The sequence below is a fragment of the Rothia sp. HMSC065C12 genome, assembly GCF_001812085.1.
GTDB lineage: Bacteria > Actinomycetota > Actinomycetes > Actinomycetales > Micrococcaceae > Rothia > Rothia mucilaginosa.
Map to the genome: position 1 here is coordinate 249180 of NZ_KV807679.1, position 14956 is coordinate 264135.

At 61.0% G+C, this 14956-nt stretch carries 13 protein-coding genes and 2 tRNA genes; 9 read left to right on the forward strand and 6 right to left on the reverse strand.

Features of this window, described 5'->3' with window-relative positions:
- Positions 1-18: 18 nt before the first annotated feature.
- The 6 genes from mshD (at position 19) to asd (ending at position 7755) form a co-directional block, all read left to right on the forward strand.
- Entirely contained in the window at positions 19-1083 is a 1065-nt protein-coding gene (gene mshD, locus HMPREF2836_RS07070) for a mycothiol synthase (RefSeq protein ID WP_083309182.1), read from the forward strand.
- Between the two features lie 66 nt (positions 1084-1149).
- Positions 1150-3423, forward strand: coding sequence for an RNA degradosome polyphosphate kinase (locus HMPREF2836_RS07075; protein ID WP_083309183.1), 2274 nt, complete (start codon positions 1150-1152; stop codon positions 3421-3423).
- A gap of 250 nt (positions 3424-3673) precedes the next feature.
- Positions 3674-4681, forward strand: coding sequence for an NUDIX hydrolase (locus tag HMPREF2836_RS07080; protein ID WP_070629940.1), 1008 nt, complete (start codon positions 3674-3676; stop codon positions 4679-4681).
- Positions 4682-4834: 153 nt separating this feature from the next.
- Positions 4835-5716 (forward strand): thymidylate synthase, encoded by an 882-nt coding sequence (locus HMPREF2836_RS07085; protein WP_070629941.1) that lies wholly within the window; start codon positions 4835-4837, stop codon positions 5714-5716.
- Between the two features lie 24 nt (positions 5717-5740).
- Entirely contained in the window at positions 5741-6406 is a 666-nt protein-coding gene (locus HMPREF2836_RS07090) for a dihydrofolate reductase (RefSeq protein ID WP_070629942.1), read from the forward strand.
- Between the two features lie 209 nt (positions 6407-6615).
- Positions 6616-7755 (forward strand): aspartate-semialdehyde dehydrogenase, encoded by a 1140-nt coding sequence (asd, locus tag HMPREF2836_RS07095; RefSeq protein WP_070629943.1) that lies wholly within the window; start codon positions 6616-6618, stop codon positions 7753-7755.
- Positions 7756-7876: 121 nt separating this feature from the next.
- On the opposite strand, the gene HMPREF2836_RS07100 is transcribed toward asd, so the two are convergent.
- A complete protein-coding gene (locus tag HMPREF2836_RS07100; protein WP_246822844.1) occupies positions 7877-8146 on the reverse strand; it encodes a PGPGW domain-containing protein in 270 nt (89 codons plus the stop codon).
- A gap of 308 nt (positions 8147-8454) precedes the next feature.
- Between HMPREF2836_RS07100 and HMPREF2836_RS07105 the strand changes: the two genes are divergently transcribed.
- A complete protein-coding gene (locus HMPREF2836_RS07105) occupies positions 8455-9882 on the forward strand; it encodes an MFS transporter (RefSeq protein ID WP_070629944.1) in 1428 nt (475 codons plus the stop codon).
- A 132-nt stretch (positions 9883-10014) separates the two neighbouring features.
- Entirely contained in the window at positions 10015-10986 is a 972-nt protein-coding gene (locus HMPREF2836_RS07110) for a histidine kinase (protein WP_070629945.1), read from the forward strand.
- A 117-nt stretch (positions 10987-11103) separates the two neighbouring features.
- Here the strand turns inward: HMPREF2836_RS07110 and HMPREF2836_RS07115 are convergent, their stop codons facing one another.
- The 3 genes from HMPREF2836_RS07115 to HMPREF2836_RS07125 form a co-directional block, all read right to left on the reverse strand.
- On the reverse strand, positions 11104-12210 hold the full coding sequence (locus HMPREF2836_RS07115; protein WP_070629946.1) for a UDP-N-acetylmuramate dehydrogenase: 1107 nt from the start codon (positions 12208-12210) through the stop codon (positions 11104-11106).
- 234 nt (positions 12211-12444) lie between these two features.
- Entirely contained in the window at positions 12445-12906 is a 462-nt protein-coding gene (locus tag HMPREF2836_RS07120) for a MaoC family dehydratase (protein ID WP_070615225.1), read from the reverse strand.
- A complete protein-coding gene (locus HMPREF2836_RS07125; RefSeq protein WP_070629947.1) occupies positions 12906-13358 on the reverse strand; it encodes a MaoC family dehydratase N-terminal domain-containing protein in 453 nt (150 codons plus the stop codon). Before HMPREF2836_RS07125 ends, HMPREF2836_RS07120 begins: the two co-directional genes overlap by 1 nt.
- Before the next feature lie 208 nt (positions 13359-13566).
- On the opposite strand from HMPREF2836_RS07125, the gene HMPREF2836_RS07130 reads away from it, so the two are divergent.
- Positions 13567-14568: an LLM class flavin-dependent oxidoreductase gene (locus tag HMPREF2836_RS07130; RefSeq protein ID WP_070629948.1), complete on the forward strand. Its 1002-nt coding sequence runs from the start codon at positions 13567-13569 to the stop codon at positions 14566-14568.
- Between the two features lie 172 nt (positions 14569-14740).
- On the opposite strand, the gene HMPREF2836_RS07135 is transcribed toward HMPREF2836_RS07130, so the two are convergent.
- A tRNA-Thr gene (locus tag HMPREF2836_RS07135) sits at positions 14741-14812 on the reverse strand.
- A gap of 1 nt (position 14813) precedes the next feature.
- Positions 14814-14887 (reverse strand) — tRNA-Met (locus tag HMPREF2836_RS07140).
- Between the last annotated feature and the right edge of the window lie 69 nt (positions 14888-14956).

Sequence of the window (14956 nt, forward strand, 5' to 3'; positions counted from 1 at the left end):
AGGCTACGAAAGAAGGCGATGATGGTACACAGTCAGACACCCAATCCCTCCACCCTGCCCGCTGAAAGCTCCCTTGTCTACGCGGAACCGCAGCTCACCGAAGAGCTGCTGGAACGATTCGATTCCTTTGCGCAGGCGGTTGCTAAGCACGATGGTGTTTCGGCGTTCTCCGAGCAGACCCGCATCGAGCTGAGCAAGGCGTTGCGCGAAAGCACCCTTACCCCTCCGCGTTTCTTTGTCGCCGAGGACGACGGCGCCCTCGCCGCTGTCTTCGTTGCGCTCACCCCCGCCAACGACGAAGATACCGGCGTGATTGAAGCAGCCGTCGCCCCCGAATACCGCGGACGAGGCGCCGGCAGCGCATTCTTTGACCACGCCGTCCGTCAGCTGGGTGAAGACGCCGTACGATACCGACTCTGGGTTCACGGCAGCGCCACCGACACCGGCATTGAAAGCCCCGCCCACGCGTTTGCGACCCTGCACGGCTTCGAGCCGGTGCGCGTGCTGTACAAGATGGTTCTGCCCCTGGACGCTCAGACCCGCGAAGAGCTCGTGGAACGCTCTGACGCGCGCACTCTGCCGGAGAACCTGCGGATGCGCACCTTCACCGGCGCGGACGAGTTCCCCTGGTTGCGCGTGAATGCCGCAGCTTTTGCGCATCACCCGGAGCAGGGCAAGCTCACCCTTGCCGATTTGCGCGAGCGCACCGGCTCCCCCTGGTTCCGTCCTGAGGGTTTCTTCATCGCCTCCGAGGTGGATGATGACTCCGCCATTGCGGCATTCACCTGGACGAAGATTCCGACCGGTCAGGAGCAGGGCGAGCTGTCCCCCTCCGGTGAGATTTACGTGGTGGGCGTGAACCCGCAGGCGCAGGGAGGCGGCCTGGGCCGAACCCTCACCCTGCGCGCGCTGGCGTACCTGGCATGCGCTGAGGACGAGAACGGCGAGCCGTTGCGCGCCATCGACCTGTACGTGGACGCCGATAACACCACCGCATATTCCCTCTACACTTCGTTGGGTTTCGGCGTGGCGACGGTTGACCGCATGTACGCCCCCGCCCAGCAGGACGCGCCTGCCGCCTAGTTTTTGGTGCGCCACAGTTGGCGTGCTTCTTCACGACTTATCCCCGATCAGAAAGGCAAGTACAGTATGGTACCCGCCCCCAATGGCCTGAATAAGGCGCCTAAGCCTAAGCCGTCTGAGCCGGCACCCATGACCGGTGTCATTCATATCGGCCACGATATTTCGAAGATTGAGCGTGCCGAGTCTCGCGGCGACCGCATTGAGAAGGGCGAGAAGCGCTCCTACTTCAGTCTGGAAGAGGAATTCGGCCCGGAGCGTTTCTTCGACCGTGAGAGCAGCTGGCTGGACTTCAACACCCGCGTGCTGGAGCTGGCGGAGGACCCGAACCTGTTCCTGCTGGAACGTCTGAACTTCCTGTCGATTGTGGCGTCTAACCTGGATGAGTTCTTCATGGTGCGTGTGGCGGGTCTGAAGCGCCGCATTGCGACCGGTCTGGCGGTGCCTTCGGCAGCAGGTCTGAGCCCCGAAGAGCAGATGGAAGAGATTGCTGAGCGCGCTCACCAGTTGCAGACTCGCCACGCTGATGTGTTCCAAAACCAGGTTCTTCCGGCTCTGGAGGAGCAGAACATCCGCATTGTGGGTTGGAACGACCTGGATGCGGACGCTAAGCAGCGTCTGCGCGAGGAGTTCATGCGCGATATTTTCCCGATTCTGACTCCTCTGGCTGTTGACCCGGCGCACCCCTTCCCGTACATTTCGGGTCTGTCGCTGAACCTTGCGGTGCTGGTGCGTAACCCGCAGACCGGCAAGGAGCTGTTTGCTCGCGTGAAGGTGCCCGATCAGCTGGACCGTATGGTCTCTGTGGACGGTTCCCGTGCTGCCAACACTGCGGGCCGTGAGAGCCGCTACATTGCGCTCGAAGACATCATTGCTGAGCACTTGGACACCCTCTTCCCGGGTATGGAGGTTGTGGAGCATCACGTCTTCCGCGTGACCCGTAATGAGGATCTTGAGGTGGAAGAGGACGACGCAGAGAACCTGCTAAAGGCCCTGGAGAAGGAGCTTCTGCGCCGTCGTTTCGGCCCCCCGGTCCGTCTGGAGGTTGAGGACACCATCAACCCGACCATCCTGGATCTGCTGATTTCTGAGCTGAACATCAACGAGTCTGAGGTGTACCGTCTGCCGGCCCCGCTGGATTTGCGCGGTATGAGTGCGATTATTCGTGCGAACCGTCCGGCGCTGCACTACCCCAAGCACATTGCGCACACTTCCCGTTGGCTCAACGCCACCGAGACCGCGAAGGCTGCGGATGTGTTCGCTGCCGCCCGCGACCACGACGTGCTGCTGCACCACCCGTACGACTCCTTCGCAACCAGTGTGCAGGCGTTCTTGGCGCAGGCTGCCGCCGACCCGCGTGTTCAGGCGATTAAGCAGACCCTGTACCGTACCAGTGGCGACTCCCCCATCGTGGATGCGCTGATTGAGGCGGCTGAGGCTGGCAAGCAGGTTGTGGCGCTGGTGGAGATTAAGGCTCGTTTTGATGAGGAAGCCAACATCTCCTGGGCTCGTAAGCTGGAGCGCGCTGGCGTGCACGTGGTGTACGGCATCGTGGGTTTGAAGACTCACTGCAAGCTGTCGCTGGTGGTGCGCCGCGAGGGTAACCACCTGCGTCGTTACGCTCATATTGGTACCGGTAACTACCACCCGTCGACCGCTCGTTTCTACGAGGATTTGGGTCTGATTACCTGTGACGAGCAGATTTGTGAGGATGTCTCCCGCCTGTTCAACCAGCTGTCTGGTTACGCACCGAAGACTAACTACCAGTCGCTGCTGGTGGCGCCGCGTACTCTGCGTAGCGGCCTGATTGAGTGCATTGATCAGGAGATTGAGAACCACAAGGCTGGCCGCCCTGCGAAGATTCAGTTCAAGTGCAATTCCATGGTGGATGAGGCCATCATCGATTCGCTGTACCGCGCATCGCAGGCTGGTGTGCCGGTGGATGTGGTGGTTCGCGGTATTTGCGCTCTACGCCCGGGCGTTAAGGGTCTGAGCGAGAATATTCGCGTCCGTTCTGTGCTGGGTCGTTTCTTGGAGCACTCGCGCGTGTTTGCTTTTGAGAATGGTGGCGATCCGATTGTCTACATTGGCTCTGCCGACATGATGCACCGTAACCTTGACCGCCGTATTGAGGCTCTGGTACCGGTGAAGGATCCGCGCCACGTGAAGTATCTGCGTGATATGTTCACCATCTACATGAGTGATTCTTCGCGTACTTGGCACCTGGATTCTGAGGGTAACTGGACCCGCCACGACACCGACGATCAGGGCAACCCGCTGCAGGATGTGCAGTCGTACTACCTGAGCTCGCGTTCCCGTAAGAACGTGGTGGATAAGGTCTAAGGAAGTACCGCTGACCTACCGGTGATTTCTGGTTGTGAACCCCGTCTGTTCTCGCGCTTTATGGCGTGGGGCAGGCGGGGTTTGCCGCGTGTCGTGCAAAATCTTGGGGCGGACTAGTGCACTTAGCGCAAAAGTGAACAACAGGTTACGTTGAGATTACAACTTGACGCTTCTCTCCCCTACAATTAGACGCGGAGCATGGTGCCCGTTGGCATTGTGCGCAGCCTAGCGAAGAGGATCAGAGAGAGATATGGCACCGCTGGATTCCCCCTCCATCTACTACTCGGCACGACGTTTTGACGCGGTCAACAGCATTGACCGCGCCCCCGCGAACACTGCGGATATTGTTGCTTCTGGCGCACTGATTTGGCGTATGCGCGATGGTGCGCTTGAGGTCCTGATCATTCACCGCCCTCGTTATGACGACTGGTCCTGGCCTAAGGGCAAGCAGGATCCGGGCGAGTCCCTTGCTGAGACCGCTATTCGTGAGATTCGCGAAGAGGTCGGTCTGCAGGTTGTTCTGGGTGTGCCCCTGGCTGTGACTTCCTACCCGGTGGGTGGCCGTCCGAAGGATGTTTTCTACTGGGCTGCTGAACTGCCCGACGGTGCCCGCGCCCTGGCGGATGAGGGTGAAGTGGATGAGCTGCGCTGGGTGACCACCGATGTGGCTCGCGCGCTGCTGACTAACCAGGATGACCTGGCACCCCTGGAATCCCTGGAGGCTCTGGCTGAGGCGGATGCGCTGCGCACCCGCCCGGTGCTGATTGCCCGCCACGCGAAGGCTAAGCCGCGTTCAAACTGGGCTGCCGCTGAGGATGACCGTCCGCTCGCGGCTACCGGTAAGCGTCAGGCGCTGGCTTCTAGCCGTCTCTTTGCGGCGTGGGCTCCGAGCCGCATTATTTCTTCCCCGTGGCTGCGTTGCGTTCAGACCGTGACCCCGTATTCGGTGGATTACGGTGTTTCGGTAAAGGAGAAGAAGTCCCTGTCGGAGGCTGGGGCTCAGCGTCACCCGGCGCGTACTGCCCGCGTGGTGGCTTCGCTGTTCGATAAGGATTCTTCATCCCTGCTGTGCACCCACCGCCCGGTACTGCCGCAGGTGATGGATGTTCTGCGCGAGTACCTGTTTGAGGGTTCCGCGGAGGTCCTTCCGACTGAGGACCCGTACCTGGAGCCCGGCGATGCCCTGGTCCTGCAGGTGACCGAGGGCGATGACCCGCGTATTGTCTCGGTGGAGCGTGTACGCGCGGCACTGGACTAGCATCCATATCTTTTATCTTCTAACGGCGAGCGCGCTGGGCTTTATGCTCAGCGCGTTTGCTCTACCTGCACCCCGTTTGCGGGTTGTACAATAGAGGGGCGGTTGCTTCTTTGCCGTCTCTCACGTCTACTGACAGGATTCAAGGTTTTTCTTATGACTCACGCAATCCCCACGCCCTATGAAGATCTTCTGCGCGAAATCCTCGAGGAGAACAAGGACGCCATTACGGCGGATGCGCAGCGTTCCGACCGTACCGGCACCGGCACCTTCGGTGTTTTCGGCCGTCAGATGCGTTTTGATCTGCGTGAGTCGTTCCCGCTGATTACCACCAAGCGTGTGCACTTCAAGTCGGTTGCTATTGAGCTGCTGTGGTTCTTGCGCGGTTCGTCGAATGTGCGCTGGTTGCAGGAGCGCGGCGTGACCATTTGGGATGAGTGGGCTGATGAGAACGGCGATTTGGGCCCGGTGTACGGCGTGCAGTGGCGTTCGTGGCCGACCCCCGATGGCGGCACGATTGACCAGATTGCGAAGGTTATCGATTCGTTGAAGAATAACCCGAGTTCGCGCCGTCATATTGTTTCGGCGTGGAACCCCGCCGAGGTGGATAGCATGGCGCTTCCGCCCTGCCACGCGCTGTTCCAGTTCTACGTGTACGAGCGTCCGGACGGTGTGAAGGAGCTGTCCTGCCAGCTGTACCAGCGTAGTGCCGACATGTTCCTGGGCGTGCCCTTCAACATCGCCTCGTATGCATTGCTGACCTACCTGATTGCTGAAGAGGTCGGCATGGTGCCGGGCGAGTTCATCTGGACCGGCGGCGTCTGCCACATCTACTCGAACCACCTGGAGCAGGTGAAGAAGCAGCTGGGCTACGGCACCGACCCGGAGGGTAACCCCTACCCGCCGCGCGAACCCTACCCGTACCCGAAGCTGGTTATTAAGACCAAGAAGCCTTCTATCTTCGATTACGAGTATGAAGACTTTGAGCTGGTGGATTATAAGCACCACCCCGGTATTGCCGCACCGATTGCGGTCTAACTGTAGGTAGTTCTAGGAGGCATGATGTATCGTCTGGGTGCTATTTGGGCTCAAACCGATGCCGGCATCATTGGTCGTGACGGGGATATGCCCTGGCGCGCCCCGGAGGATTTGGTGCATTTCAAGAAGGTGACGCTGGGTGCTCCGGTGATTATGGGTCGCCGCACGTGGGAGTCCTTCCCGCCGCGTTTTCGCCCTCTGCCGGGCCGTACGAATATTGTGATTAGCCGTTCTGTGGCCGAGGCGCAAGAGCGTGATGGCGCCCTGTGGGTTCCTTCGCTGGATGCGGCGCTGTACGCGGCTCGTGACGCCGTGGGCGCGCCGGTTGAGGATACCCCCGCGGATACCGTTACCGCGGATACCCCCGCAGTCGACGCCTGGATTCTTGGCGGCGGCTCCGTGTACGCGGAGGCGCTCTCCCGCACCAACCTGCCCGCTTTCGGTCGGGTGAAGACGGTGGAACGGACCCTCTTCTACTGCCAGGAAGGTAACGAGATTACCGGCGATACGCGAGCGCCCGAACTGCAGCTTGCAGATTCTGCGGGTAGCTACGAAGGCGGCTTACCGAACGGATGCTGGCGGGTCACCTCCGAGAGTGCTTGGGAGAATAGCGAGAAGGGCTACCTGCTCGATGAGTCGGGCACGAAGAACCCCATGTACTTCTCGTTCCAGCGGCTCGAACGTATCTAGTTCAAGATTCCCTCATTCACTCGCTGATATAGACATGCATTTCAAGCCTGCGGCTGCTCCACCCGGAGTATCGCGGGCTTGAGTGTTTAATGCGCCTCCCGGTGCCCCGGTAATAAACCCCGCCTCTTCACACGGTATTCCGTTCCGAATATCAAATTTTTTGTACGGTGTTAGTCCGCACCCGCCAGCCTGAGAGTACACTGGGAACCATGAACTTTAATCCCGGTGACTCTGTAGGTTTTGTTGGCTGGCGCGGCATGGTGGGCTCCGTCCTCATGAAGCGCATGGTTGAGGAAGGCGACTTCGAGGGCATTACCCCCGTCTTCTTCACTACCTCTAATGTTGGTGGCGCTGCGCCCACCTTCGACGGCGTAATTGAGCCGTCCGAGCTGAAGGACGCATACGACATTGATGAGCTGCGTAAGCACTCGATTATTGTGACCGCTCAGGGCGGTGGCTACACCGAGGCTGTGCACCCGAAGCTGCGTGCAGCAGGCTGGGACGGTCTGTGGATTGACGCCGCTTCCACCCTGCGCATGAACGATAACTCCATCATCGTGCTGGACCCCATCAACCGCGACGTCATCGACCGCGGCCTGGCATCCGGCGTGAAGGACTTCGTCGGCGGTAACTGCACCGTCTCCTGCCTGCTGATGGGTCTGGGCGGCCTCTTCAAGAACGACCTGGTCGAGTGGGCTACCTCCATGACCTACCAGGCTGCATCTGGCGGCGGTGCCCGCCACATGCGCGAGGTGCTCGCACAGTTCCGCGACCTGGGCAACGAGGTCTCCGAGGAGCTGAACGACCCCGCATCCGCAATTCTGGACATCGACCGCAAGATCCTTGCTAAGCAGCGCTCCGGTGAGCTGGATTCTTCCCAGTTCGGTGTGCCGCTCGCCGGCTCCCTAATTCCCTGGATCGACTCTGACCTGGGCAACGGTCAGTCCCGCGAAGAGTGGAAGGCTGAGGTTGAGACCAACAAGATCCTGGGCCGCTCCGAAGACGATAAGATCACCATGGACGGTCTGTGTGTCCGCATCGCTGCGATGCGCTCGCACTCTCAGGCGCTGACCATCAAGCTTAAGAAGGACCTGCCGATCGAGGAGATCGAGCGCATCATCGCTGAGGACAACCCCTGGGTTCGCTTCGTGCCGAACGAGCGTGAGGCGTCTATGGAGCAGCTGACCCCCGTGGCTGCTTCCGGCTCTCTGGAAATTCCGGTTGGTCGCGTGCGTAAGCTCGCGATGGGCCCCGAGTACATTAGCGCGTTCACCGTGGGTGACCAGCTGCTGTGGGGTGCTGCTGAGCCGATTCGCCGTATGCTGCAGATTGCTGTTGGCAAGCTCTAAAGCTCACTGACAAGCTATATAAAAGCCCTCGCTACCATTCTTTTCGGATGGGAGCGAGGGCTTTTTGTGCCTGCGTATAGCGCGTGTGGGGTTAGCGCTGGCCGGGTTAGCGTGAGCTAGTTTAGCGCTGGTTTGCGGCGGCTTTGCGTTCCTTACGCTGCTGTCTCCAGGCGCGGTAGCGGTACCAGGCGGTGAGCACCACGTGCTTCATGAAAATATTGGCGCGGCGTGCCCAGGTGAATTCGGTACCCCAAATGCCCAGGCCTATGAAGATGAACAGCCAGCCGGGGCCGGGGGTGACGAGCATAATCAGTCCGGCGATAAAGCAGAAGGCGCCCACGCCGATGACGAGGGGCTTGTAGAGATGACGCATGACCGGATGCGCGTGCATGCGCTCCTTGCGGGCTTCGAGCCAGCGGTGAAAGCGGCTGGTCTCGCTTTCTTTGACTTCATCTTCAATGGTTTTCAGGGGTGGTCCTTCCAAACGTGCCGTAGGTGAGTTTCACCGGGCGGCGGTGGTTAGAGAATAGCACCTACCGCTGGGCGGCGGCTGTGAAAGATTTCTTCATGTTGAGATTTTTCCGTCATCTTCAAAATTTTTTCGTTTCGATAGTGTTCAAGTCGAAAGTACCTTTATACACTGTAAGGGAACAATTCGCCCGGCACTACGCCTAAACACTAAGGAAGCGACCCACTACCGTGTCCTCCCCTCGTCCCGTATCAACGGACTCATCCCGCACCAACGCTGTTGCACCCGCTGGTACCTCTGCACCCGCTGCTGAACGCAACGCCGCACCAACCCTCAACGAACGCCTCGAAAACCTGCCCTTCACCCTCGCCCACGGCAAGCTCCTGGGTATCTCGGGTCTCGGCTGGGCACTCGACGCCATGGACGTAGGTCTCATCTCCTTCGTCATGGCGGCCCTCATCAAGGAATGGCATCTGAGCCCCACCGAAGCCTCCTGGCTCGGTTCCATCGGATTCGTCGGCATGGCGCTCGGCGCAACCTTCGGCGGCCTACTCGCCGATAAGCTCGGCCGCCGCTACATCTTCGCACTCACCCTGCTGATTTACGGTCTGGCGACCGGCGCTTCCGCCCTGGCAACCTCCCTGGGCGTGCTGCTTGTCTTCCGTTTCCTGGTCGGTCTGGGTCTGGGCGCGGAACTTCCCGTGGCATCCACCCTGATTTCTGAGTTCTCGCCTCGCGCTATCCGTGGCCGCGTCGTGGTCGCGCTGGAGGCTTTCTGGGCTCTGGGCTGGATCCTCGCCGCTCTCATCGGTACCTTCATCGTTCCGCAGGCAAACGGCTGGCGCTGGGCACTTGCCATCGGTCTGATTCCCGCCATCTACTCGCTCGTAATCCGTATGGGAACCCCCGAGTCGGTGCGCTTCCTCGAGTCGGTCGGCAAGCACGATCAGGCACGCCAAGTAGTCGAACGTTTCGAGGCCTCTCCCGCGCTCTTCTCCCAAGCCGGTAAGAAGCAGACCGAAGACGCTTCCGCACACGGTGCCGCAGAAAGTGCCGACAACGCAGAATCCGCGAAGATTCACTCCATCTGGGCTGCCGGTCAGCGCCGCAAGACCATCGCCCTGTGCGTCATCTGGTTCTGCATCAACCTCTCCTACTACGGCGCGTTCATCTGGATTCCGGCGCTGCTGAACGCCCAGGGCTTCAGCCTCGTGAAGTCCTTCGCATTCACCCTCATCATGACCCTCGCCCAGCTGCCCGGCTACGCGGTCGCCGCCTATCTCATCGAAAAGTGGGGCCGACGCGCAACCCTGGCGACCTTCCTTCTCGGCTCCGCACTGGCGGCAGCTGGCTACGGCATGGCGCACTCCGAGGTATTCATTATCCTCGCCGGTTGCATGCTCTCCTTCTTCAACCTCGGCGCGTGGGGCGCCCTCTACGCCCTGAGCCCGGAGATCTTCCCGACCCACCTGCGCGGAACCGGCACCGGTGCCGCCGCCGGTATCGGCCGTATCGCCTCCATCGCGGCGCCGCTCATTGTGCCGCCGCTGGTCGCATTTGGTGGAACCCCGCTGCTCTTTACGCTCTTCTCCACCGCGTTCCTGGTAGCGGCAACCACCGTGTTCCTGCTGCCTGAACGCCGCGGCGAATCCCTCTAACGAGCCGCCCAGCCTACATAATGGGCTGTCCCTCCTGAACACTCTATCCGAGCCATCAGAAGGGACAGCTCATTTGTCATTCAAGCCTCCTATCCATGCACCACAACCCCAAACTATGAGAGGATACGTTCTATGCTCGATTCCTTCCTCTCCAGTCCCTACCGCACAGAGTTCAGCCCCTGGCCCGTGAGCGAACACTACGCCACCGAACGTGCCGGCGGCGTGCCCGAAGCCATGCTACTGCCGGGCGAACTCACCGTGCACCGTGGCGACGGGGCAAAAATGAGCTACTACCTGGACTGGCCCGAGGAATTCAACGAATACACCCGCGCAATCACCCTGCGCCCGCGCACCAAAAATGGCTACCCACAGGACTTTACGCTCAGCGTCGCCGTACGCGACGGTCAGGCTGTCTTCACCGCAACCGCCCTCAGCTTCTGGGAGCAGCGCGACGGCCGCCCCTACGACCGCGAGCCCATCGCCCGCGGCTACGTGGACGTCGCAGCCTACGAATCCTGCGAGGAATACGCAGGCAATTCCGCCGCCCCCGCCCTCATCGGCTGGGATATCGCAGACCTCTACCCTGCACGCATGGCGCTCATCCGCGCCCTCTGCGAAGGAATCGCCAGCAGCATCACAATGGGCACCCAAATCCTCGCGGACGGGCAGGTACAGGTCGACCACAAGGACGGGGATCTGCTCGCCCTACACGTAAACGCGATCAGCACCGTAGGAGGCATGGTCCGCGCCCTCATCATCGAACAGGACCGCGTACCCAGCGGCGTATCCACCGGCACCACTACCGGCGCCTCCGAGCGTGCCGACCTGCAGACGCGCACCTACTACGCCAACGTGCTCTCCCCCGTTCCCGGCGAGTTCGGCAACCTTGTCTGGTCCCACAGCGAGGATGCGGAATACTACCCGTACCGACCCACGCGCCATAAGCCGATTTTCCACGCCCCCAGCCCACCGCAGAAGCTTCCCCTGGCGGTTCAGGTACTGATGGAGCCCCTGCCCGCCGCTCCCCTTGCGGCAACGCGCACAGCGCCCAAGCGCAGGCCCTACCTGCCGGGGCAGGTGCGCATCTCCTCACCTCGCCACTAGCTCAGCGAGTCAATACAACGCTTCGGGCGGCCTCTGATACAGAGACCGCCCGAAGCGTTTATTCTGAAGCGTTTATTCTATGCGTCCTAGCGCTACGAGAGGCGAGAAGTTAAGCGTTTAGATTTCGCCGTTGACCACGACAGGCTCAGGAACCAGGGTCACGCCAAAACGTTCACGCACGCCGTCGCGCACAGCGCGGGCAATAGCGAAGATGTCCTCAGCGGATGCGCCGCCGCGGTTCGTAATCGCCAGGGTGTGCTTGGTCGACAGGCTTGCACGGCCCTGAGCAATCTCGCGAGACTCACCCTCCAGGCCGAAGCCCTTCTCGAAACCGGCGTGCTGAATCAGCCAAGCAGCCGAGAGCTTCACGTGATCAGGGTCCTCGACACCCGCGGTGAACGGGGAAGTCTTCACGACCACCGGGAAGTTCGGGGCGCCCTCCGGCAGGGACTCCAGGGTAGAACGCGGAACGATCGGGTTGGTGAAGAAGGAACCCGTGGAGAAGGTGTCACGGTCCTCGGGGTTGAGCACCATACCCTTGGAGCCGCGCAACTGAAGCACCTTTTCGCGTACCAGTGCGGATTCGGCGCGCTGACCGGGCTCAACACCCAGGCTCTTCGCCAGCTCGGCGTAACGAATCGGGGAGGACAGGCTGCCCAGGGTGAACTGGAAATCAACAGTCAGCACCACGTAGCGGGGCGAGCCGTTGACGGTTGCGCGCTTGAGCACCGAGTCGCGGTAGCCGAAGCGCAGGTCTGCGCTCGCGAAGGTCTTCCGAGTGTTCTTTTCGCGGTCCCAGGTGCGTACGGAGGCGATGAACTCGCCCACCTCAACGCCGTATGCGCCGACGTTCTGCACGGGGGTTGCACCCACGGTGCCGGGAATACCGGAGAGAGCCGCGGGGCCAACCCATTCGTTCTCGATGCTGAGCTTCACGAAATCGTCCCAGATGGTGCCCGCCTGCACGCGCACGTTCGCGCCGCCGCATGCGGGGATGGGCAGGACCTCTACGCCTTCGGAGGCGATGTGCACGACGGTTCCGTTGAAGCCTTCGTCGGAAACCAGCAGGTTGGAGCCGCCGCCCACGATGAGGACGGGTTCGCCTGCGGCGTCTGCAGCGGAGACTGCTTCGATAATTTCTGCTTCGGAGGTGGCGCGGACGTAGGTCTTAGCGGGGCCACCTACCTGGGCGGTGGTCAGTTCGCTCAACAGCTTTTCAGTCATAGGTTAAGAATACCGGTCGTTGTGCGGGGTCAACACCCGCCACGCGTTAAAGTCACAAAAACCTTATGGTGATTTTGCCTTCATTTTCCGGCGCGCCTCCCGCAGAAAGAAGCGCCACCACCTGCACCGGCGAGCGCGCAGCCGAGCATGCAAAAACCCCGGCACCACCGCATCGGGTAGCGCCGGGGCCTTCACATAGTTGCTTTCACACGGCTATCTGCAAGCACAGAAACTCTATACCGAGAGACGAACCACAGCCTGACTCTTCATCAGAACCTTCTGCTCCTTGCCTTCCTCGTCACGAGCGGTGACGGTCAGGTCAATGCGGGCGGTGCGCTCCTCCTCATTCAGGGCACCCACCTTACCGCTGATGGTCAGGGCGTTCGTGGGGGTGTCGGGGTTTTCGCCGCCGGGCGCATCCGCCACGGGAACGGGCTTGGTGAATCGAGTCTGGTAGTCCACGATTGCGCCGGGGTCGCCCGCCCAGTCGCTCACGAGCTGCACGGCGGTACCCATGGTCAGCATGCCGTGAGCAATCACGCCGGACAGGCCCACCGACTGAGCAAAACGCTCGTTCCAGTGAATCGGGTTGAAGTCACCGGATGCGCCAGCGTAACGCACCAGCGAAGCGCGGGAGAGCTCCACGGTACGCGAACCGATTTCCTGGCCCTTTTCAAGATCTACAAAACGCACCATTAGTTTTCCCCCTCAGCACGAACCAGCAGGGAAGAAATGCAGGTGGTGACCGGCTCGCCCTGCGCGTCAACGATTTCTTCACGGGTGGTCAGCATTGCGCCAGCACCCATCACGCGCACGGAGTCCACGTGAACTTCGGTGCGCAGCTCATCACCGGCAACGATGGGGCGGTGGTGGGTGAAGCGCTGGTCGGCGTGCACCACGCGGGAGAAATCAATACCGGCGGAATCGTCGTTGATGAGTGCCGCGTCAGCTGCCTGCGCCAGGATAATGGCGAAGGTCGGCGGGGCAATCACATCTGCGTACCCTGCCGCGCGGGCTGCCTCAACGTCGTGGTGGAGGGGGTTTTCTGCGTGAACTGCTCGGGCAAATTCGCGGATCTTTTCGCGGCCGACAACGTAGGTGTTCTCGGACGGGTAGACCCTGCCCACAATCTCAGGGTTAATGCTCATGGTTTCAGTCTACCGTTCTTGTGCACAGTGTTCAGCTCAAACGCACAGAGTGGACAGACCACTGTACAGGTAACCGGCGTGCAGGCAACCAGCGTGCAGGCGTGCAGTATTTCGTCGCATTTTTACCTGCTAGCGAAGGCCCCTACCCATCCAGCCCAAGCAGGCGTAGGCTGGACGGGTACCTGCAATCAATCAAGAAGGAAAAATTGTGTCTTCCAACGTAAAAATTTCGGTGCTTGACCTGATGCCGCACCGCCCCGACCAGAGCCAGCACCAGACCATGCTCAACACCATCGATGCCGCCCGCGCGGCTGAGTCCTACGGCTACGAGCGTTTCTGGGTCGCCGAACACCACAATGCCGGCTCCCTGCTGTCCTCAGCGACCGTCGTGGTCATGGCGGAGATCGCCGCCGCAACCGAGCGTATTCGCGTGGGTTCAGGCGGCATTATGCTCCCCAACCATGCACCCTACGTGGTGGCGGAGCAGTTCGGTACCCTCAACGCATTCCACCCCGGTCGTATTGACCTGGGTGTGGGTCGTGCGCCCGGCACCGACCCGATGACCGCCGCCGCTCTGCGCCGCGACGATTCTGCCGCCATGAGCTTCCCCGCCGAGGTGCAGCAGCTGCAGCGCTTCCTGGGTGAGCCCTCCCCCATGCACCGCGTGCACGCCATTCCCGGCCAGGGCTCGAAGGTGCCCCTGTACATTCTGGGTTCTTCCCTGTTCGGTGCGCAGCTTGCCGCACAGCTGGGCCTGCCCTACGCGTTCGCTTCGCACTTTGCGCCCGCAATGCTGCAGGAGGCGGTAGACACCTACCGCGCAAACTTCAAGCCCTCGGAGCACCTGGAGCAGCCCTACGTCATGGTGGGTGCCACCGCAATGCTCGCCGATACCGACAAGCGGGCACGCTACCTGTACACGAGCCAGCAGCAGCATTTCCTGGGCGTGGTGCGCGGCAATCTGTCTTTCGCACCTCCCGTGGAAGATATGGACGCCGTCTGGACCGACACGGAGAAGATGCACATTGACCGCATGACCGCCGAAGCAATCGTAGGCTCCCCCGCCACCGCGCAGGCTCGTATTGAGGACCTGGTGGCGCGCACGGGCGCTGACGAGCTCATCGTCATGACCGAGGCGTGGGAGCATGAGGACCGCCTGCGCTCCTACGAGCTACTGTCCCAGCTGCCGGTGGTACGCCGCGCCTCCTAACGCTTTGATCAGAGCATAAAGACGAAGCCCCCGAGTATTTTTCTCGGGGGCTTCGCTATGCCCGGTATCGAGCCGTGCGCTGAGCGCATGCAGACCGGGCTTCAGGCAAAGAAAATAGGCAGAGAAAATTGGCAAACAAAAAAGCCTGCCTCCGAAGAGACAGGCTTATCTGAGCCCCGACCGGGAATCGATCCCGGGACCTCCATCTTACCAAGATGGCGCTCTACCACTGAGCTATCGGGGCGTAGCGGTGGACGGGCTCGATCCGTCGACCTCACGATTATGAGTCGTGCGCTCTAACCAGCTGAGCTACACCGCCACATCATTAATACGTGCTCTCGCATGAATTAATGAGAGAGCCCCGACCGGGAATCGATCCCGGGACCTC

What these genes read in the sequence shown, in the direction of transcription:
- mshD (WP_083309182.1), top strand. Translation starts at nt 19, where the DNA reads ATGATGGTACACAGTCAGACACCCAATCCCTCCACCCTGCCCGCTGAA.
- HMPREF2836_RS07075 (WP_083309183.1), top strand. Translation starts at nt 1,150, where the DNA reads ATGGTACCCGCCCCCAATGGCCTGAATAAGGCGCCTAAGCCTAAGCCG.
- HMPREF2836_RS07080 (WP_070629940.1), top strand. Translation starts at nt 3,674, where the DNA reads ATGGCACCGCTGGATTCCCCCTCCATCTACTACTCGGCACGACGTTTT.
- HMPREF2836_RS07085 (WP_070629941.1), top strand. Translation starts at nt 4,835, where the DNA reads ATGACTCACGCAATCCCCACGCCCTATGAAGATCTTCTGCGCGAAATC.
- HMPREF2836_RS07090 (WP_070629942.1), top strand. Translation starts at nt 5,741, where the DNA reads ATGTATCGTCTGGGTGCTATTTGGGCTCAAACCGATGCCGGCATCATT.
- asd (WP_070629943.1), top strand. Translation starts at nt 6,616, where the DNA reads ATGAACTTTAATCCCGGTGACTCTGTAGGTTTTGTTGGCTGGCGCGGC.
- HMPREF2836_RS07100 (WP_246822844.1), bottom strand. Translation starts at nt 8,146, where the DNA reads ATGCACGCGCATCCGGTCATGCGTCATCTCTACAAGCCCCTCGTCATC.
- HMPREF2836_RS07110 (WP_070629945.1), top strand. Translation starts at nt 10,015, where the DNA reads ATGCTCGATTCCTTCCTCTCCAGTCCCTACCGCACAGAGTTCAGCCCC.
- HMPREF2836_RS07115 (WP_070629946.1), bottom strand. Translation starts at nt 12,210, where the DNA reads ATGACTGAAAAGCTGTTGAGCGAACTGACCACCGCCCAGGTAGGTGGC.
- HMPREF2836_RS07120 (WP_070615225.1), bottom strand. Translation starts at nt 12,906, where the DNA reads ATGGTGCGTTTTGTAGATCTTGAAAAGGGCCAGGAAATCGGTTCGCGT.
- HMPREF2836_RS07125 (WP_070629947.1), bottom strand. Translation starts at nt 13,358, where the DNA reads ATGAGCATTAACCCTGAGATTGTGGGCAGGGTCTACCCGTCCGAGAAC.